Annotated in this window: 16 protein-coding genes; 7 read left to right on the plus strand and 9 right to left on the minus strand. The window is 62.4% G+C overall.

The genetic code is table 11. The features are described from left to right. The first annotated feature begins 19 nt into the window (after nt 1-19). The 4 genes from GTA51_RS13685 (at nt 20) to ldhH (ending at nt 5,735) form a co-directional block, all read left to right on the plus strand. Nucleotides 20-1,084: a phosphotransacetylase family protein gene (locus tag GTA51_RS13685; protein ID WP_160961954.1), complete on the plus strand. Its 1,065-nt coding sequence runs from the start codon at nt 20-22 to the stop codon at nt 1,082-1,084. Nucleotides 1,085-1,228: 144 nt separating this feature from the next. Further along, complete coding sequence (locus GTA51_RS13690; protein WP_160961956.1) at nt 1,229-2,863, plus strand: L-lactate permease; 1,635 nt, start codon at nt 1,229-1,231, stop codon at nt 2,861-2,863. A gap of 88 nt (nt 2,864-2,951) precedes the next feature. Then, nucleotides 2,952-3,575, plus strand: a complete 624-nt coding sequence (locus GTA51_RS13695) for a LutC/YkgG family protein (protein ID WP_160961958.1) — start codon at nt 2,952-2,954, stop codon at nt 3,573-3,575. Continuing rightward, nucleotides 3,576-5,735: an L-lactate dehydrogenase (quinone) large subunit LdhH gene (gene ldhH / locus GTA51_RS13700; protein WP_160961960.1), complete on the plus strand. Its 2,160-nt coding sequence runs from the start codon at nt 3,576-3,578 to the stop codon at nt 5,733-5,735. A gap of 338 nt (nt 5,736-6,073) precedes the next feature. Here ldhH and moaC read toward each other — a convergent pair whose 3' ends face one another. The 6 genes from moaC to GTA51_RS13730 form a co-directional block, all read right to left on the minus strand. Then, entirely contained in the window at nt 6,074-6,586 is a 513-nt protein-coding gene (gene moaC / locus GTA51_RS13705; protein WP_160961962.1) for a cyclic pyranopterin monophosphate synthase MoaC, read from the minus strand. 6 nt (nt 6,587-6,592) lie between these two features. Continuing rightward, entirely contained in the window at nt 6,593-7,006 is a 414-nt protein-coding gene (locus GTA51_RS13710; protein WP_160961964.1) for a tetratricopeptide repeat protein, read from the minus strand. Between the two features lies 1 nt (nt 7,007). Then, nucleotides 7,008-8,117: a molecular chaperone DnaJ gene (dnaJ, locus tag GTA51_RS13715; protein ID WP_160961966.1), complete on the minus strand. Its 1,110-nt coding sequence runs from the start codon at nt 8,115-8,117 to the stop codon at nt 7,008-7,010. A gap of 8 nt (nt 8,118-8,125) precedes the next feature. Further along, nucleotides 8,126-8,350, minus strand: a complete 225-nt coding sequence (gene rpoZ, locus GTA51_RS13720; RefSeq protein WP_160961968.1) for a DNA-directed RNA polymerase subunit omega — start codon at nt 8,348-8,350, stop codon at nt 8,126-8,128. Nucleotides 8,351-8,753: 403 nt separating this feature from the next. Continuing rightward, on the minus strand, nt 8,754-9,029 hold the full coding sequence (locus GTA51_RS13725) for a MoaD/ThiS family protein (RefSeq protein WP_211922578.1): 276 nt from the start codon (nt 9,027-9,029) through the stop codon (nt 8,754-8,756). 269 nt (nt 9,030-9,298) lie between these two features. Then, nucleotides 9,299-11,026, minus strand: a complete 1,728-nt coding sequence (locus GTA51_RS13730) for an aldehyde ferredoxin oxidoreductase family protein (RefSeq protein WP_160961972.1) — start codon at nt 11,024-11,026, stop codon at nt 9,299-9,301. A 901-nt stretch (nt 11,027-11,927) separates the two neighbouring features. Here GTA51_RS13730 and acs point away from each other — a divergent pair. Next, nucleotides 11,928-13,913, plus strand: a complete 1,986-nt coding sequence (gene acs, locus GTA51_RS13735; RefSeq protein ID WP_160961974.1) for an acetate--CoA ligase — start codon at nt 11,928-11,930, stop codon at nt 13,911-13,913. An 81-nt stretch (nt 13,914-13,994) separates the two neighbouring features. Here the strand turns inward: acs and GTA51_RS13740 are convergent, their stop codons facing one another. Then, a complete protein-coding gene (locus GTA51_RS13740; RefSeq protein ID WP_160961977.1) occupies nt 13,995-14,138 on the minus strand; it encodes a DUF3096 domain-containing protein in 144 nt (47 codons plus the stop codon). Between the two features lie 258 nt (nt 14,139-14,396). Between GTA51_RS13740 and GTA51_RS13745 the strand changes: the two genes are divergently transcribed. Both GTA51_RS13745 and GTA51_RS13750 read left to right on the plus strand, forming a co-directional pair. Beyond that, nucleotides 14,397-16,241, plus strand: a complete 1,845-nt coding sequence (locus GTA51_RS13745; RefSeq protein ID WP_160961979.1) for an adenylate/guanylate cyclase domain-containing protein — start codon at nt 14,397-14,399, stop codon at nt 16,239-16,241. A gap of 16 nt (nt 16,242-16,257) precedes the next feature. Then, entirely contained in the window at nt 16,258-16,914 is a 657-nt protein-coding gene (locus GTA51_RS13750; protein WP_160961981.1) for a FecR family protein, read from the plus strand. Between the two features lie 343 nt (nt 16,915-17,257). Here the strand turns inward: GTA51_RS13750 and GTA51_RS13755 are convergent, their stop codons facing one another. Both GTA51_RS13755 and GTA51_RS13760 read right to left on the minus strand, forming a co-directional pair. Next, a complete protein-coding gene (locus GTA51_RS13755; RefSeq protein WP_160961983.1) occupies nt 17,258-19,111 on the minus strand; it encodes a YgiQ family radical SAM protein in 1,854 nt (617 codons plus the stop codon). A gap of 235 nt (nt 19,112-19,346) precedes the next feature. Continuing rightward, a complete protein-coding gene (locus GTA51_RS13760; RefSeq protein WP_160961985.1) occupies nt 19,347-20,033 on the minus strand; it encodes a UPF0149 family protein in 687 nt (228 codons plus the stop codon). Between the last annotated feature and the right edge of the window lie 430 nt (nt 20,034-20,463).

Genomic DNA, 20,463 nt, shown 5'->3' on the forward strand with positions numbered 1-20,463 from the left:
ACCCAGGAGGAACAATCCTATGATCGGTCTTTATATCGGGTCCACCCAGGGATATTCCGGCAAAAACCTCGTCACTCTGGCCCTGGGGCAGCACTTCCAGCGCGAAGGGCAGCGCGTGGGCTACATGAAGCCCATTGGTGCCGTGCCCCACAAGATCGGCAACCAGATCGGCGATGAAGACGCCCATTTCATGCAGCAGGCGCTGGGGCTGTCGGCCGACCCGTCCCTGGTCACGCCGGTGGTCATCACCCGCGATTTCCGCATGCGGGCCTTTTTGGAAGACTGCGCCAACCTCCTGCCGGGCATTGTGGGCAGCTATAAAACGCTGTCTGCCGACAAGGATCTCATGCTGGTCGGCGGCTCGGGCAGCTTCCTGTATTCCGGCAAATACTGCGGCGTGGACGGCGTATCCGTGTCCCAGGCTCTGGGGGCCAAGGTCATCCTGGTTGACCGCTACCTCCAGGAATACAACTACGACTATCTGGCCGCCGCCAAGGAAGCCCTCGGCGACGATCTGGTCGGCGTCATCTTAAACGACGTGCCCGAACACTTCCGCGAGGAAGCCGAAACGCTCATTACCCCGTTCCTCAAACGCCGGGGCGTGGACGTTTTGGGCATCGTGCCCCACGATCCCATCATGTTTGCCATTCGCGCCTCCGATCTGGCCGTGGGCCTGGGCGGACGACTGGTCACAGGGGCTCCCAAGACCGACCGGCTGGTGGTCAATTTCCTCATTGGCACCATGCAGATCGAAAACTTCGTGACCTTTTTCAAGCGCCAGAAAGACGTGGCCATCCTGTGCGGCGGCGACCGGTCCGATCTGCAGCTCGTGGCCCTGGAAGGCAACTGCTCGGCCCTGATCTTAACCGGCAACCTCTATCCCAACGACATGATCCTGGCCAAAGCCGAAGACAAGGGTGTGCCCGTCATTGTGGTTCGCGACGACACCTTCTCCGTGGCCAAGAAAATGGAGTTGATGCTCACTCGTGAGAAGCTGCGCGACCGTTCCCGCATCGAGCACGGCACCAAGATCGTGCAGCAGGCGGTGAACATGGCGCTGCTCAAAAAGAATCTGGGGCTGTAACAGGCCCGGCCCCTCCCGGAGCGCTTGCACGATCCTGTTCCGGGAGGGCCGATCCAACGCTGCGGTTTTGCTCGCTCCCGTGCCCTCGCGGCGATGGGAACGGGAGCGGCTGGTCTAATTTCCAACTCAAAGGAGCGTGAGACAATGTCGTGGGTCCAACAGTACCAACCGCTGGGGAGCGTGGTCATGTCTGCCTTGGCGGCAGGCATCCCCCTGTACATCCTGTTTTACATGCTGGCCGTCAGACGCATGGCCGGTCACAAAGCCGCCTTTGCGGCCACGGCCACAGCGGTGCTGCTGGCCATTTTCGCCTGGGGCATGCCGGCTAATCTGGCCATCGGTGCCACGCTGTACGGCGCGGCCTTTGGCATCTTCCCCATCGTCTGGATCGTCATTACCGCCATCTGGGTCTATAACATGACCGTGGAGTCGGGTGAGTTCAACATCATCAAGAACTCCCTGGCCCAAATCACCGACGACCGTCGGCTCCAGGCCATTTTCATCGCCTTCGCCTTCGGTTCGTTTATTGAAGGCACGGCCGGCTTCGGCACACCCGTGGCCATCACCGCCGCCATGCTGGTGGGCCTTGGCTTTAACCCGCTCTACGCTGCCGGTATCTGCCTGATCGCCAACACCGCTCCGGTGGCCTTTGGTGCCATCGGCATCCCCATCGTGGTCGCGGCCAAGGTCACTGACCTCGACATGATGAAAATCAGTGCCATCTGCGGCCGCCAGCTGCCTTTCCTGTCCATCATCGTGCCGCTTTGGATCTCGGTGACCATGTGCGGCTTCAAGCGCACCATGGAAATCCTGCCGGCCGTCATCATCGCCGGCGTCTGCTTTGCCGCTTCCCAGTTCCTGGTTTCCAACTATGTCGGCCCCTATCTGCCCGACATCATCTCGGCCATCGTCACCATCCTTGGTCTTGGCCTGTTCCTGAAGGTCTGGAAGCCCAAGCAGACCTGGCATTTCCCGGATGAGCCCCCGGCGGCCAGCCGCGTCGTGGCTTCGGAATTTACCGGCGGCGAAATCTTTCGCGCCTGGTTGCCCTACATCATCCTGGCCGTCATGGTCTTTTTCTGGGGCATCGATTCCTTCAAGGCCATCCTGGACAAGATCTTCCTCATGAAGTTCGAGTGGCCGGGCCTGCATAACTTGGTCATGAAGGCCGCCCCCATCGTGGCCAAAGACACCCCGTATCCGGCCGTTTTCAACGTCAACCTGCTGTCCACTCCGGGCACGGCCATCCTGTTTGCCGGCCTGATCTCCATCATCTTCATGCCCGGCTACGGCTTTGGCAAGGGCATTGCCTGCCTGCTGCGTACCATCAAGCAGTTGCGCTGGCCCATTGCCACCATCGCCATGATCCTGGGCCTGGCCTACATCATGAACTACTCGGGCATGAGCTCGTCCATGGGTCTGGCCTTTGCCGCTACCGGCGCGCTGTTCCCGTTCTTCTCGCCGATTCTCGGCTGGCTGGGCGTGTTCCTGACCGGTTCCGACACCTCGTCCAACGCCCTGTTCGGCTCGCTGCAAAAGACCACTGCCCAGCAGATCGGCGTTGATCCGCACCTGACCGTTGCGGCCAACTCCTCCGGCGGCGTCACCGGCAAGATGATCTCGCCCCAGTCCATCTCCGTGGCCACGGCGGCCTCGAATATGGTCGGCAAGGAAGGCGACATCTTCCGCTTCACCCTGCCCCACTCCCTGGCCATGCTCGGCTTTATCGCCGTGCTGACCTTGCTGCAGGCCTATGCCCTTAAGTGGATGCTGCCCTAACCTTTAACGCGCGAAGTCCCAGGTACGGCCGGCCGCGCATCCTGCGTTGCCGGCCGTCCTTTTTCCGCCATCTGAAAGCGAGGTTCCCATGACGACACCCCCTCTGGTCGAACAACTGACGCAGAAAGCCTCCCTGGTTTCGGCCGTGGTGCGCCCGGTCGCCTCCATGGACGAGGCCATGGCCTATGTGGCCGACGTGTGCCTGGGCAAGGAGGCCTGCCAGATCCTGGCATCGGGCTGCGACGCCCCCCTGTCCGACACCGCCGAAGCCCTGTGCCAGACCAAGCAGGAAAAAATCATCTGCGCCCCGGAGATGCCGGCCGAAGCCATGGCCACTCTCACCGCCTTGTGCGACGAGAAGGGTATCAGCCTGATCACCTCCGGCATGCGTTCGCGCCTGGGCGGCATCGACATCGGCCTGACCATGGCCGTTGCCGGCATTGCCGAAACCGGCACGGTTGTTGTGCGCTCGATGAGCGAGGAAGTGCGTCTGGCCAGCATGGTGGCCGAAATCCACATCGCCGTGCTGCCGGCCTCGACCATTGTGGCCGACTCCTACGCCCTGGAGCCCCAACTCGTGGCCTGGATGGGACAGCCCGATTACACGGCCTTTGTCACCGGCCCCAGCCGTACCGCCGACATCGAACGGGTGTTGGCCCTGGGTGTGCACGGCCCCCTGGAACTGCACATCCTCATTCTGGAGGACAAGTAGATGCAAGACGCAACCACCCTCAAAGCGTATCGCGCCCAATTGCGCGACGCCCTGGACAACGACTTTCAGCGTCAGGCCCTGGACAAATTCGCCGTGGCCTACCGCGCCTCCCGGGCCAATGCCTTTGCCGGCATCGACGCCCCGGAACTGATCGCCGAAATCGCTGCGGCCAAGGATGTGGCCATCGACCAGCTGGAAGAGCTGTTTGCCGAATTCAAGCGCCACGCCGAGGCCGCCGGCACGAAGGTCCATCTGGCTGCCACGGCCCATGAGGCCAATGAGATCATTGCCCGGATTGCCAAGGAAAATGGCGTCAAGACAATCGTTAAGTCCAAGTCCATGACCGCCGAGGAGACGCACTTAAACGATCACCTCGAAGGCCAAGGGTTTGAGGTCACGGAAACCGATCTGGGCGAATGGATTATCCAACTGCGCCACGAAGGCCCGACCCACATGGTCATGCCGGCCATCCACCTGTCCCGCTATCAGGTGGCTGACCTGTTTTCCGAGGTCACCAACCAAAAGCAGGAAGTGGACATCCAAAAGCTGGTCAAGGTGGCCCGGCGCGAACTGCGGCCCAAATTCTGCCAGGCCGACATGGGCATTTCCGGTGCCAACTTCGCCATTGCCGCCACCGGCACCATCGGCATCATCACCAACGAGGGCAACGGCCGCCTCACCACCACCCTGCCCCGGGTCCATGTGGCCCTGGCCGGCATCGACAAGCTCATGCCGAGTCTGCACGACGCCCTGCGCATCATCCGCTGCCTGCCCAAAAACGCCACCGGCCAGGCCATCACCTCCTACGTCACCTGGGTCACCGGCGCGGTTCCCTGCGAGGTCGGCCCCGAGGGCAAGAAGGTCAAGCACGTCGTCTTTTTGGACAACGGCCGCATGGCCATGGCCAAAGACCCGGAGTTCAAACAGGTGCTGCGCTGCATCCGCTGCGGTGCCTGCGCCAACGTCTGCCCCATCTACCGGCTGGTCGGCGGGCACAAGTACGGCCACGTCTACATCGGGGCCATCGGTCTGGTTGCCACCTACTTCTTCCATGGCCGGGAAAAGGCCAAGAATCTGGTGCAAAACTGCCTCAACTGCGGAGCCTGCAAGGCCGTGTGCGCCGCCGGCATCGATCTGCCAACGCTGATCAAAGAGGTCCACGCCCGCATCCAGGACGAGGAAGGCCATCCGGCCTATTCCACGGCCGTGGGACAGGTGCTTAAAAACCGCACGCTCTTTCACACCATGCTCAAGTCCGCCCGGCTGCTGCAAAAGCCGATCACCGGCGGTACGCCGTACCTGCGCCATCTGCCCATGTTCCTTTTCAAGGACCAGGAGTTTCGGGCGCTGCCGGCCATTGCCGACGAGGCGTTTCGCGACCGGTGGGAAAAGATCAAGCCCCGCGTCACCGACGCCAAGCTCAAGGTGGCGCTTTTTTCCGGCTGCGTGCAGGATTTCATCTATCCCGAGCAGATGGAAGCGGCTGTCACGGTCATGGCCTCGAAAAAGGGCGTGGCCATGGAGTTTCCCAAGGGCCAGTCCTGCTGTGGGCTGCCACTTCTGATGATGGGCGAAAAAAAGGCCGGCCGGGAACTGGCCGCCCACAACATGAACGCCATCGACGCCCAGGACTTCGATTATATCGTGACCATGTGCGCCTCCTGCGCCTCGTACTTGAAACACGGCTACAAGCGGCTTTTTGCCGATGATCCGGCCATGACCTACAAGGCCTCCCAGTTCGCCCACCGGGTCATCGACTTCAGCTCCTTTGTACATGATGTGCTGGGCATTTCCGAAGCGGACTTTGCCGGGCCGGATAAAAAGGTCACCTACCATGCTCCCTGCCACCTGTGCCGGGGCATGGGCGTCACCGAAGCCCCCCGGGCGCTGTTGCGCGAAGCCGGCCTGGACTATCTGCCGGCCGAGGAAGAAGACGTGTGTTGCGGGTTCGGCGGTTCCTTTTCGGTCAAGTTCCCGGAACTCTCCAAGGAACTGCTTGGCAAGAAGCTGGCCAACTTAAAGGCCACCGGAGCCACGGCCATGGCCACCGACTGCCCGGGCTGCATCATGCAGATTCGCGGCGGTTTCGAGCAGGAAAAAACACCCTTTGAAGTGCGCCACGTGGCCGAGTACCTGGCCGAGCGGCTCAAGCGCAAATAACGCTGGCGACGCCCCGGCGTCCCCCGATCCTGACGGCAAAGGCCGCGACACCTGTCGCGGCCTTTTGTATGCAAAAATACGTTTCCGGCGGTCGGGGAAGCGAGAGTGGAGAAGGCAGAAGAGGCCTCCGGCGGCCGGGAAGTATAATCCCCCCGAACCCCCTTGATAAAAGAAATTTTTCAGTGGTTTATGGACGCTGATGTTCAATCCGGTCGGTCACGGACAGAGACAACCGAAAGAGGGTGACGGGAACCAACAGTGCTTCTGCACCAACAGCACAAAGCCCGGGGACTGGTGTCACCCGGGCTTTGTTTTCTCGTAAGGGAAGAGGGACTGGATCAGGCGTCGGGAAAAGGACGTCCGGCCGGCCAATGCGGCGAGACAAAAGTGCCGGACTTGCCGCCGGCCTTATAGAGCAGCCGTATCTCGCTGATGACAATGTCTTTTTGCACGGCCTTGCACATGTCGTAGATGGTAAGCGCCGCAACCGAGGCAGCAGCCAGAGCTTCCATTTCCACGCCGGTCTCGGCGGTGGTGGAGGCCTCGGCTTCCACCCGGACAATGGCCGCCGCCTGATCCACGTCAAAACGCACATCGGCAAAGGCCAGGGGCAGCGGATGGCACAAGGGGATCAGATCGGCGGTGCGCTTGGCCGCCATGATGCCGGCGATCTTGGCCGTGGCCAGGGCGTCGCCCTTGGGCAGGGCGGCCGTGGCCAATAAGGCCATGGTTTCGGCGGACAGACACACTTCGCAACCGGCGATGGCCAGACGGCGGGTCTTGGACTTGCCGCCCACATCCACCATGCGGGTGCGGCCTTCGGCGTCAATGTGGGTAAAACCTTCGCTCATGGTGGCCTACTTAAAGTCCGGGACTTTGACCTTGCGGTCGATGCGTTTGGCCGCAGTCGCGTCTTCGCGAGCCTTGGCCTCGTCGCCGAGCTTCATATAGACCATGGCCCGGTTGCCAAAGGCTTCGGCCAGCTTGGTATCGGTTTCCACCGCTTTGGTATAGTCGGCCAGGGCCTGTTGCAGATCGTTTTTGGCCTCATGGCACATGCCGCGCAGATTGTAGGCGCTGGCCAGATTCTTGGCATCCACCGCCGGATTGGCGATGATGCGCCCAAAGGCCGCAATGGCCGTGTCCATGTCGCCCTTGGTGGCGGCGGTCATGCCCTGGGCATAGTCGTCGTTCGGGTTGGCCTGGGCCAGGGCTGGAAAAGCCAGGACCAGAACCAGCAGCAGCAGCGTCGTGCGGAGGCGATTATCCATGTCAGTTCCCCATAGCCTCTTTGGCTTTACGAAAAAAACTCTTCACTTTTTTCATAGGCTTTTGCTCGTCGAGGGATTCGAATTCGCGCAAAAGCTCTTCTTGCTTCTTGGTCAACCCGCGCGGCGTCGTCACGGTCACATGGACCAGCAGATCGCCCCGCCGGCTGGAGCCCGGCACCGGCATGCCCAGGCCGCGCAAGGAAAAGACCTCGCCGCTTTGCGTCCCTTTGGGAATCTCCATGGATTCCTCGCCGTCCAGGGTGGGCACGTCGATTTTATGCCCAAGAGCCGCCTGCACAAAGGTGATGTCCTGGCGATAGAGCAGATCCTGGCCCTGGCGCTCAAACACCTTGTCCGGCTCGACATGCAGGATGACATAGAGGTCGCCGGGCGGGCCGCCGTGCAGTCCCGGGTCGCCCTCGCCGCGAAGGCGCAAGCGGCTGCCGTCATCCACGCCGGCCGGCACGCGGACCTTGAGTTCGCGGGTCTGGCGGGTGATGCCCCGGCCGCGGCATTCCTTGCAGGGCGTGGCGATGACGCGCCCCTCGCCCCGGCACACCGGGCAGGTGACGGCGATGCGGAAAAAGCCCTGGGTCTGGATGACCTGGCCGGCTCCGCCGCACTGCTTGCAGGTTTCGGCCGAGGTGCCGGGTTCGGCCCCGGAACCGTTGCAGACATGGCACTGGACGTTTTTGGGGATTTTCAGCTCAACTTCGCTGCCCTTGGCCGCATCGCGGAAAGACACCGTCAGGTCGTAGCGCAGATCGTTTCCGGCTTGCGGGCGGGGTCCGCGCGTGGTGCGGCCGCCGAAGCCGAAAAACTCCCCGAAAATGTCGGAAAAGGCACTGAAGACATCGTCGGTGGTGCCAAAGCCCCCAAACCCGTTGCCGCCCATGCCTTCATGGCCGAAACGGTCGTATCTGGCTCTGTTTTCCGGGTTGCGCAACACCTCGTAGGCCTCGGCCGCTTCCTTGAATTTGGATTCGGCCTCGGGATCATCCTGGTTGCGGTCGGGGTGGAACTTAAAGGCCTGCTGGCGGTAGGCCTTTTTGATCGTTTCCTCGTCGGCGTCTCGCTCGACGCCGAGAATTTCATAATAATCCCGGGGCATTGTTTCTTCTAGTTGTTTTCAGGAAGCACGACGCCCGCTTCCACAATGGACTCGGCCGGCAACACTTCGCCGGCGGCGATCTCCCGCAGGGCGGTGACGACTTCCTTGTTTTTGCACTCGATCAGCGGCTCGTACCCTTCCCGGTACTGGTGCACCCGCTTGATGGCCATCTGCACGATAAGAAAGCGGTTGTTGATTTTTTCCAGGCAATCTTCAACGGTAATGCGCGCCATGCGATTCTCCTTGCACGTTGGATGCGGTAGGACGTTTTGCCGGAGCGCTGTTGCGCTACCCTGGTAAGACGTTTTTTCGCCGCGTCAAGGGGTCTTTCCCTTGCTCGGCCGGATCGGCCCGACCGGTCGGGCGATTGAATTCCAACGCGAAACATTGACTTGTATTCCATGTTTTACCAGGAGTCAAGCCAAAGTGTACCGCTTCCCCAGGGGCCGCCAGTACGCCAGACAACACAAAAACGCCGCGCCACAACTGCGGGGACGGGTTGCCGTTGCCTGCGCCATACCGTTTTGCCCAGAGAAGGCAAGGAAAATGCGACGGGCCGCGCTGCGGCACCGCGCAGAAAAACAGGGGATACGCGCCGATGGCAGCCCCTCCAGCCGAGCGGGCAAACAACCCGCATCAGCCCATCTTTTTAAAACCCAGCAAGACGCGGTACGGACCGGGCACGCCCTGGGGGGCCAAGGCCACCCTGTCTCCGCCGGTCACGACGGCCAGATCCGGCGTGAAGGCCTTGCCGTTGACAAAAAAAACCTCGACCGCATCCGGTGACAGGTCGAGCATGGCCAGGAACTCCTCCCCGGTCATCTCGCCTGTCACAGCGACCGTTTTGGGATTATCCCAGTTGCGCTCCCGAAACGTATCGGCGAGTCCCATAAACGCGCGCAGTTCAATCATTGCAGGCACGTCGGAGAACCTCCTCAAACGCCCACCATGGCCGGGCGGCGTCTGTGCTTCCCGTGGGGGAATGTTGTGGCGCATCCAAACTATTAAAGGTGAACGACGATCCGCCGTTCACCTTTATTTGTCAAACATTGCAAGCCATTCACCCCAGCCTTGCGACTGCTTTGCCCGGCGTTTCGAGCGGATCGAAACGCCGGGCCGGCAATGGCGAACCCTTGGTATACCGCGACCGGAAACGGTCGCGGATTCCCTTGGACCATTTCCTAGAAGTTAAACACCTCATCGATCTCGGCATCCGTGAAATCCCAGGTCACATCGTGCGGGGCGCACTTTTCCTCGAAGAATTCCGGCAACCGGTCATGGGCGTTGGTGAAACCAGCCTGCTGGTTAAAGCCGCGTTCGGCCTTGAGGATGGTCTTGCCGAGAGCAACAACGTCATCCCCGGTCAGGGCGAGGTTGTAACGGGCGTTGATCATTTCCACCAGGGCGTTAAAGCCGTCGGCGATATCCAAGATGGCGAAGGCGATGAACAGGCACATGCCGGTGCTGTCAACGGCAGCGGTGGCGATTTGCAGGTTGCGCGACAGTTCCACCTGGCCGGCCTTGCCCAGCGGATCAACAAAGCCACCAACCTTGAGGATGTTGGTGGCAACCGCGTATCCGGCGGTGTGGTCAGCACCCATGGGGGTGGTGGCGTAGGTCAGGCCGACGCCCTTGACGGCGCGGGGATCGTAGGCCGGGATCGCCTGGTTTTTGACCACCGGCACCCGGGTCAGGCCATACATCTGGCCCAAAGCCCCGGCACCGCTGCCGACAATGCGGCCCAGCGGCGTTCCTTTGCGGATCTCCTGGATCAGCTCCAACATGGCCTTGGCGTCGCCCCAGGGAATGATGCCGGCTTCCATGGCCACGCCGACAGTGACGGAGACTTCGATGGAATCCACACCGACATCGTCAAATTCCCGGTCGGCGTAGGCGATGGCGTCCAGGTCGTCCACGCAGGCATTGGCACCGAGCGCCCAGATGGTCTCGTACTCAAAGCCGCTGGTGAGGTACTTTTCATCCTTGTCGTTGTACTGCTGGGAGCAGCGGATGATGCAGCCGGCATGGCAGCCGTGGGTCGTCTTGCCTTTGCGGGCCTCAATGGTGGCGGCCATGGTCTCGCCGCCGATGTTGTTGGCCCATTCGTTGCGGCCGCTACGGAAGTTCTTCGTGGGCAGGCCGCCGGCTTCGTTGAGGATATTGACCAGGATGTTGGTGCCGTACTTGGGCAGGCCCTGGCCGGTGACCGGATGGGTGGTCAGCGCGTTGGTGAAACGCTTGGAAGCGGCCTTGAACTCCTCGGGATTGGCGATGGCGACTGCGCCGGCACCGGTGTCGTCGATGACGACAGCCTTGATCTTTTTGGAGCCCATGACGGCACCCAGGCCGCCGCGTCCGGCGCTGCGGATGTTGCTCTGGGGATCGGCAAAGGAGATGTTGGCCGCCGTCAACCGCATCTCACCGGCCGGTCCGACGATGCCCACGCCGACCTTGGGACCGTATTGCGCCTGCAGGACTTTGATGGCTTCGTAGTTGCCCATGCCGATGATCGCAGCCGGGGCTTCTTCGATGGTCACGCCGTCCATGGTCACTTTGACGACGTAAAATTTGTCTTCTTCAGGAATGCCCTCGAACACAATGGCCTTGATGTCCATTTTGGACATCTTCTGCGCAAACGTGCCGCCGGAGTTGCTTTCCTTGATGCCGCCGGTGAGCGGGCTCTTGGCACCGCAGGACAGCCGGCCGGAGTTGGCCGCGCTGGTGCCGGTCAAAAAGCCGGGAGCAAAAACGAGCTTGTTGTATTTTCCCAAGGGGTGACACGTCGGTTTCACTTCGTTGGCAACGAAAATGGACGTGAGCGCCCGACCCGCCAGACCAGCGTACTGTTCAGGGCATTCCTCGATTTTCACAGCCTTCGAAGCCATATCGACTCTGATAAACTTTGACATATTACCCTCTGTTTTTATTAACATAATTTTGGCCACAACGGCCTGACGATCCGCCGCATGCTCACCACGAGTGTTATTGACCTGATCCCCAAGCCCTGTTCTCCTGCACCGCACCCCGGATTCAGGGGGCACCAGCCGCGTTCCAACCTGCGGGCGTGGCCGATGCTGGCTGGGGCAGAAAAGAGGCTCTGTGTTAGGTTAAAATAAGCAAGTATTGCTCCATACAGCAATTATCAAAATAAATAAGATAGTTACCTGTTTTTCAAGAGAATCGGGCGCAACCATTTACGGCCTGTCGTGACCGACAGCGAAGCGAAACGGAGCAGGCAGGAAGGGTCCGGCGTTATGTTAGATTAAATATTATAGCGGATTGGGAACGGGGAGGAGAAAGGACACACCCCGTGCTCCATTTGGGTCAAAATGTCACAGGCGTGATTTGGTTGTGGCCAAGCCAGCCCAGTTTGGCGCGCACTTTGGCCCTGACGCGGCGCGAAAAAGCCATTTTTAGTACGCGGTTGGAGCCGCAAGGGCTTTGGCAGGGCCTGGCAGCGCGCGCAGGAATGCGCGAAACCCGCTTGCGCCCGCAGCCCGTGAGGGACGTCGCAGGGCATGGCAGCGCAACCAAGGACGCGCGAAACGCCTTTGCACCCGCAGCCCGCGACCGGGCACCGCCGGCCGGAAGTCTTGAGGCCTCCCGCCCGGGCTTCCCCCCCACTGACCAGAAACGGGAGTCGCCCGGTCGGCGAACGGCGTCGATTTCTCGGTAAACGGTCTTTAATATTTGGGCCAATACGATTATTGCGTTGTTGCCGCCACTGACCGAAAATCGCTGGCCGGGCCGCGCGCTTTTGGGGCAAGGTCCGCCAGACGCGACGCATAATCCCAAACACGGGGGGAATTCATGACTGCCGACAATATCCAAAGCCTTCAGCATGAAGGACGCACCTTCGATCCGCCGGCCCAGGGCCGCGATAACGCCTATATCAAAAGCCTGGACGAATACCGCGCCATCTACAAACGCTCCATCGAAGACCCTGACGGCTACTGGGGCGAGCGGGCCGGCGAACTGCTCACCTGGGACGCGCCCTGGGACAAAGTCCTTGAATATGATTTCAACACGCCCGACATCAAATGGTTCGCCGGCGGCAAGCTCAACGCCGCCTACAACTGCCTGGACCGGCATCTGACCAACGGCCGGCGCAACAAGGCGGCGCTCATCTGGCAGGGCGAAAAAGACGAGGACGTGCGCACCTATACCTATCAGATGCTCCACGACGAAGTCTGCCGCTTCGCCAACGTGCTCAAAAAGATGGGTGTGAAAAAGGGCGACCGGGTCAGCCTGTATCTGCCCATGGTGCCGGAACTGGCCATCGCCATGCTGGCCTGCGCCCGCATCGGCGCGCCCCACAGCATCGTTTTCGCCGGTTTTTCCGCCCACAGCCTGCGCGACCGTATAAACGACTGCGAATCCAAGATCATCGTGGTCAGCGACGCGGTCATCCGTTCGGGCAAGACCATACCGTTAAAGCCCAATGCCGACGAAGCCCTCAAGGAATGCCCCACCATCGACAAATGCATCGTGCTGCGCCATGCCGGCAACGACATCGAGATGCTGCCCGGCCGCGATGTCTGGTGGCATGACGTCATGGCCGACCACGACGTGGAAGGCGACTGCCCGCCCGAGGTCATGGACGCCGAAGACGTCTTGTTCGTGCTCTACACCTCCGGCTCCACCGGCAAGCCCAAGGGTGTCTACCACACCACCGGCGGCTACCTGACCTACGCCGCCCACACCTCGCAGCTCGTTTTCGACCTGCACGACGACGATATCCACTGGTGCACCGCCGACATCGGCTGGATCACCGGCCATTCCTATATTATTTACGGTCCGCTGGCCCTTGGGGCCACCTCGCTCATGTTTGAGAGCGTGCCCACCTATCCGGCCCCGGACCGCTTCTGGCAGATTTGCGCCAAATTCAAGGTCAACATTTTTTATACCGCGCCGACGGTTATCCGCTCGCTCATGAAGTCCGGCCCGGCCTGGACGCAAAAGCATGATCTGTCCTCGCTGCGCATCCTGGGGTCGGTGGGCGAGCCCATCAATCCCGAAGCCTGGATGTGGTACCACGAGCACATCGGGGCCTCAAAGCTGCCCATCGTGGACACCTGGTGGCAGACGGAAACCGGCGGGCTTATGATTTCCCCCCTGCCCTTTGCCACGCCGCTCAAACCCGGGTCGGCCTCGCTGCCCCTGCCCGGCATTGATGCGGCCATCGTGGATTCCGACAACAAGGAAGTCGGTCCCAACCAGGGCGGCTTCCTGGTCATCCGCAAACCCTGGCCCGGCATGCTGCGCGGCATCTGGGGCGCACCCGAGCGCTTTAAGCAGCAGTATTTCGCCGGTTTCAAGGGCAGCTACGAATCCGGCGACGGTGCCCGGCGCGACGAGGACGGCTATTTCTGGATCATGGGCCGGGTGGACGATGTCATAAACGTCTCGGGGCACCGCATGGGCACGGCGGAAATCGAATCCGCCCTGGTGTCGCACCCGACCGTGGCCGAAGCGGCCGTTGTCGGCATGCCCCACGACATCAAGGGCCAGTGCATCTACGCCTATGTGACGCTCAAGGCCGGCTACGACGAGAGCGATGAGCTGCTCAAGGCGCTTAAGATGCACGTGCGCAAGGAAATCGGCCCCATCGCCGCCCCTGAAGTCATCCAGTTCGCCCCGGGCCTGCCCAAGACCCGCAGTGGCAAGATCATGCGCCGCATTCTGCGCAAGATCGCCTCCAACGAAGTGGACAGCCTGGGTGACACCTCGACACTCGCCGATCCGAGTGTGGTGACGGAACTCATCGACGGCAAGAAGAAGCTGTTCGGCGAGTAATCGGACGCGGACAGATACAATGAAAACCGCCGGCCCAGGGACAAAATCCCCGGGCCGGCGGTTTCGTCTTCCCCCGACCGCTTACAACCTCCCGCCCACCAGCCCCAATATCCCGATGGCGATGAGGTAAACGGCCACTATCAAGTTGAGCAGACGCGGCATGACCAGAATCAAAATGCCGGCAATCAGCGCGATAATCGGTTGCATGTGCATGTTGAGCATCATGGGAAGCCCCCTTTTTTGTGGTGCTGCGCCCAGCCAAAACGCTGGGACGATACTTTCTTCCTACGCTCTTTTCCCGGCACGACAATGACCAATCCGTGCGTGAAGCGGTGGACCCGGCCGCCCCACCTCGATTCCTTCCCGGATTTGCCCCCCAAATTTGCATGGACGTCGCCGGCCGAGTGCGGGATAGTGGTCGCAATCGTTTTGAGGCAACCGCCGCACCAGACCGCATAACCATCTGCCAATCCAACGTAATCCATGCACTTGAGACCGCTCTTTTATACCAGCCTCACTGCCGCCGCCCTGCTCGGCGGCCTGTTTGCCAACTCCCTGGAACCGGCCCGACGCGTGGACGCCTGGACGTCCGATCTGTGGCACGTGGTCGCCGGCAAACGCTACGAACCCAGCCGCGTGGCCGTGGCGCTGCTCGACGACGCGGCGCTGGCCGCCGAACCCGACCGGCCGCTGGTCTTTTGGGGACCGCTCTACGCCAAGATACTCGCCCGCCTGCGACAGGTCGGGGCCGTGGCCGTTGGCATGGACATCCAGCCGGCCTTGAGCCCCGTCACCTGGATGGACATTATCGGCGCGGACACCAGCCGCGATTTTGACCGGGAATTCATGCTGGAACTGTCCAAAGGCAACGTCATCCTGGCCGCCAGCGTGTCCACCGAATCCGGCGAGGCGTCGTTCAGTCTGCCGGCCATGGACTATCTGCTGGCCCTGCCCCATCATGAGGCCGACCTGGGGCTGACCAACGTGCCGCTGGACCGCGACGGTGTGGTGCGCCGCTTTGCCCCGGCGCTGTACGGTGAAGGGGAGCCGCGCCTGTCCTTTGCCGCGGCCCTGGCTCAGAAAGCCGCCCCCGACGCCCCGGGACTGGCCGGCTTGGACGACCGGCAGGCACTTGCGCCCCGGCCCATCCCCTTTGCCGGCCCGCCCGGCACCTTTGCCCCGGTGAGTTTTGCCCGGCTGCTGGCCCCGGAGGCCTTAAGCGACCCCCAGGTTCAGGCCCTGGCCGGGAAAATCGTCATCCTGGGCATCGACATCCACGGTGCCCATGACCGGCTGGCTTCGCCCTATTCCCTGCCGCTTATTGGCGCGCCCAGGGAATTTATGCCCGGCCCGGAAATCCACGCCAACATCATCGAAGCCCTGCTCACCGGGCGCAGCCTGTCGCCCATTGGCTCGGGCGCGGCAGCGGCGCTGTGGCTGCCGTTTCTGGCGGCCTGCTCCCTGGCCTGTTCCCGGCTTGGCCCCGGACGTTCGGCCCTGGCCGGCGGCGGGCTGGGGATTATCGCCTTTGGCCTGGGCTACGCCCTGTTCCTCAAAGGCCTGCTTTTGCCCCTGGCCGGCCTTGACCTCGGCTTGGTCGCCATCTGGGCCGGCGCCAATGCCGTGCGCTTAACCCGCGGCGAGCGCGAAAAGGCCCATATCCGCCAAGCCTTTGGCAAATACGTGTCCGAGGCGGCCATTACCGCCATCCTGGCCAGCGGCAAGCCGCCAGCTCCCGGCGGGTCCTCGGCCACGGTCACCATCCTGTTCTCGGATATCCGCAATTTCACGACATTAAGTGAAAAACTCACGGCCGAGCAGGTGGTGGAACTCTTAAACGTCTATTTTTCCAAGGTCTGCGACATCATCCTGGCCAACGGCGGCATGATCGACAAATTCATCGGCGACGCGGTCATGGCCGTCTTCGGCGCGCCGCTGGCCGATCCCAAACATGCCAGGCAAGCCCTTGCCACGGCCCTTGGCATGGTTGCTGCTGCAACGGAATTTGAAGATTGGATGCGAAACCGCTTTCCGCACTTGGGCGACTGGCGGTTTCGTATAGGCGTTGGGCTGCACAGCGGTCCGGCCGTTGTCGGCAACATCGGCTCAAAGCAGCGGCTGGATTTCACGGTCATCGGCGACACCGTCAACACGGCCTCGCGCCTGGAAGGCTTCACCAAGGAAATGGGTTGTCCGGTGGTGGCCAGCCAGACCGTGGTGGACATGGCCGGCGCGGGCGTCGTCACGGGACGCCAGGAACTGGCCCATGTCAAAGGCAAAAGCGAACCTGTGCCGGCCCTGGAAATCCTCGGGCTGGCTGCAAATTAAACGAAAAGGAGCGGCCATGCGTCCCACGCTCACCTTCACATGCACCCTGCTGGTAGTGGCTTCCCTCCTGTGCGGCACCGCCTGGGCCGATGCTCCCCGGCTGGTCTGCCTGGTCTCGACGGTCAACGGGCCGGTAAGCCTGTCTCCGGGCGATGGCCCGAAAAAACCCCTGGAACTCTTCACCCGCCTGCGCGAAGGCGAACGTCTGGAACTGGGACGCGGGGCCCAGGCCCAACTCGCCTTTTTGCAAAAGGGCCAGCGCGAAACCTGGACCGGCCCGGCCACCGTGCTCATCACCGCCGAGGGTGGGCAAAGCCCGGACAGCACCGTGCCGCCGGTCATCGACAAGCTGCCCCTGCGCTCCAAACCAGCCGGCGGCGAAGCCTCGTCCATCCTGACCCAGGCCGGCGAACAGGCAACCGCCCAGGTCAAGACCCGGGAGGTCACCCTGCCCGAAGACAAGCCGCTCAGTGACGAGGAGCGGGCGCAATTGGCCGAAACCGAAGGGCAAGTGGCCGAACTGCGCAAAATCGCCGCCCCGGGCGACGTCGGACCGGATATCGTGCTGCTGGAAGAACTGACCCGCCTGGAACAGCGTCGCCGCCTGTCCGAAGAACTGCACCGGCTGCGCGAGGCCTACCCGGACAACGCCACCCTGGCCAACTGGGAATAAAAAAGAGGCAGAAGAAGCCTCCGGCGGCCGGGGGGGATAATCCCCCCCGGACCCCCTTGATGCGAAAAGTCTTCCAAGGGGTTTTTGGCATGGGCTGGCAATCTGGCTGGCTGTGAACCGGGACAGCCAAGAAGGCGTTTGACAAGAAACACCGTTGCTCCGGCGGCCAAAGGGAGTGACAGCCCTTTGGAATCCCACCTGGAGGCAAGGGGTTACAGGGAAACGACGTTGCCGCGACGGTTGGTGGGACGAAAATGCACTTCCGTCGAATGGGCACTGCCGCAGGGCAAGCTTAACGGGAATCCCCGCGACTGCGGCCCAATCGAAGCGGCTCGCACGCGCCTTACCGCCGGGGTTCCTTCTTGCGCCCGCCAGGAAACCGGCCCGCCGGGGCGGACTGCGGCCGCAACCGGTCGCCCTGGTGACGCGGCGGGCCGTCTCCCCGCCCACCCAGACGCTTCTCGCGCGCGCCACCCAAAACGGCGTGCTGGTGCAACCGCTCGGCGTCGGAATCGGCCACATGCAGGGGATTCCCCGCAAGGTCCAGGCCGGCGAAATACATGGCCGCCGCCGCTGTGCCGGGCAGAGGGATAAAACACTGCACCTGATTGGGCTTCCAGCCCCGTCCGGCAAACCAGGCGGCCATGGCCTGCATGTCGGCCACGGTGCAGCCCGGGAAGGCGCTCATGAGATAGGGCACAACATACTGCTCCTTGCCGGCCCGGCCGGATTCCCGGCTAAATAACTCCAGGAACCGCTCAAAAACGGCAAAGGGTGGCTTGCGCATGAGCCGCAAAACCCGGTCGCTGGTATGCTCCGGGGCCACCTTGGCCTGCCCGCCGGTAAATTCCCGCACCATGCGCCCCAAAGCGGCCGGATCGGCCAGCCCCAAATCCATGCGCCAGCCGCTGGCCACCCGCACATGGCGCACGCCCGGCACACCCGACACGGCCTCCAGCAGATCCACAAACGCGCCCTGGTCCACTTTGAAATGCTTGCAGATTGTGGGGGTCAGGCAACTGGCACGGGGACACGTCGCCATGTCCCCGGCGCAGCGCCCGCCCCACATGTTGGCACTCGGCCCGCCCACGTCGCTGATGCTGCCGTCAAAGCCCCGCACCTCGGTCAAACGCTTGGCCTCGGCCAGGACCGAGCCCCGGCTGCGAGAACGGATGGCGCGTCCCTGGTGCAAGGCCAGGGTGCAAAAGGAGCAGCCGCCGGCGCAGCCCCGGTGGATATTCAGGCTCCCCCGGATCATGTCCGCCGCCGGAATCCGCTGGTCATAGGACGGATGGGGCTGCTTGGAAAACGGCAGGGCATAGACGGCGTCGAGTTCCGTGCCGGCCAGCCCCTCACCGGGCGGGGTCAGGACCACCATACGCTCGCCCACGCGCTGCACCACCGTTTGCCGGTTGTGGTGCATGTGGCCCTCGCAGGCAAGCGTGGCCTCGATAAGCAGCCTGGGTTCGGCCACAAGCGCCTCGTGGGAAGGCAATTCCAGGATATCCCCGGCCGGGACGTCCGGCGGATAGTCGCCCGCCTTGCGGGCATAGGCCGCGCCGGGCAGGCCGGCCAAAACGGTGACCAACTCGCCGCCGGTTTCCTCCAGCCGGTCCAACTCCTGGGCCAGGGCCAGGATGGAATGCTCGGCCATGCCGTAGAGGACGACGCTGGCCTTGGCGTCCAGTAGTATGGATTTGCGCAGGGACTGGGACCAGAAATCGTAATGGCTCACCCGCCGCAGCGACGCCTCGATGCCGCCAAGGGCCACCGGCAGGCCCGGAAAAGCCCGGCGCACGAGGTTGGTGTAGACGAGGCAGGCCCGATTGGGCCGCGCTCCGGCTGCTCCGCCCGGCGTGTAGGCGTCGTCGGAGCGTTTTTTGCGAAAGGCGGTGTAGTGGGCCAGCATGGAATCGAGCGCCCCGGCCGTGACCCCGGCGAAAAGGCGCGGCCGGCCCATGGCGGCCACGTCGCCCGGATCGCCGGGCGGGAGATCCCAGCGCGGCTGGGCCACGATGCCGGTCTTGTAGCCGTGGCTGACCAGCCAGCGGCCAAGGAGCGACGCGCCAAAAGAAGGATGATCCACGTAGGCGTCGCCGGAAACGAGCAGGACATCAAGGCTGTCCCAGCCCAGCCGGTCCATCTCGGCCCGGGTCATGGGCAAAAAGTCGGGTTGTTTGATCGGTGTGCGCGGCATGCCGGGAGTATGGCCACACTAAGGCACTTCGTCCAGGGGGACCAGGGCTGGGAGGAGGGCCGCCACCCCGGCCATAACGGAAAAACCGCTGGACCGGGCCGGAGAGGCGGCAATGCTTCAGGTTCGGCATTGCTTTGCCGCTAAAGCGGCCACGGGCCAGGACACAACAGCCCCGCGCCTGATGCGACAGCCCCCTCGCCACAGCCCGGCCCGCAGCACCAAGCGGCCGGCCGGCTTAATTTTTGCCGCAGCAGCCTTTGTATTTCTTGCCGCTGCCGCAAGGACAGGGCGCATTACGGCCGAGTTTCGGCACGCTTCGCGGCGTGCCGCCGTTTGGCTTCGCCCCGACAGCCTCGCCGCGCCGGTGGGGTTCGAAATAGGCAAAGACGCCGGGAACAGCGGCCGCGATGCCCTCAAACAGCATTTCCCGATCCTCGGGCCCGATGGGTCCGGGCCGCGTTTCGGGGTCCGGGTCAGCCTCATGGGCCAAGACCAAAATAGGCATGAGCATGTCGCCCTGGTCATCGTCATCCAGCAGTTCGGTCCAGGCTTCACCGCCCAGGGCCATGCCGTGCATGAACCCCAAGGCCCAGGAATTGCCGTGCAGTCCGTCTTCGTACTCAATAAAAAGCGGCTCGCAGGCGCCTTCCCCAGCGAGAAGACCCGTAATGACATTCCAGTGCCGGCCAATGAGAGCGTAGAGTTCCTGCACTTGCGCGAGGCTTTGGTCGATTTCACTGTCTTCGCAGCCAAGGACATAGGGCATGTACTGACTGATCGTCACCGGTTCCGGCGAACAGATGAGCGCTGTAAGGAATCCGTCGAGCATTTCAAGATCCACGGCTTCGGGAAAAGTGTCAAGCAGAGTCTCCAGCCGATCCAGTTCAGCATCTGCCAGGGGGCTCAATACGTCTTGCGTCATGAAACGGCTCCTTCGCTCCGATAGGGGTTGTTGCGCCTGGGGTTGCCTGGGGCGACGGCCAGGATCGGCCAGTGGCTGGCGCATGTTCTCCGGTGCGTCACTACCCCAACCAAGCCCGGTTTGACCACTCCCTGCCCCCTGCCTTCGCCCCGGGCAAGCGGTGTCGCCCAACTTCGCCCGGAAACAACATCCCCTTTTTCGTCACAATCCGTCGTACCGGTCGCCGCCAAAGAGAAAGCCCTTTTCCCGGGGCGACCCTCGCCGCAAAGGCTCGCACACCACGACAACTACCTAAATACTATAATAATAATAACGAGTAAACCCCCGGCTCTGCCGGGGGACTCACAAAGTTTGACAGTTCCGGGAATCGGAAGCCTCCATCGCTTGAACCGCTCAAAGTTCAAACAGACGGAGGCTTCCTGTGAACGAC

Source organism: Solidesulfovibrio aerotolerans, assembly GCF_009856865.1.
GTDB lineage: Bacteria > Desulfobacterota > Desulfovibrionia > Desulfovibrionales > Desulfovibrionaceae > Solidesulfovibrio > Solidesulfovibrio aerotolerans.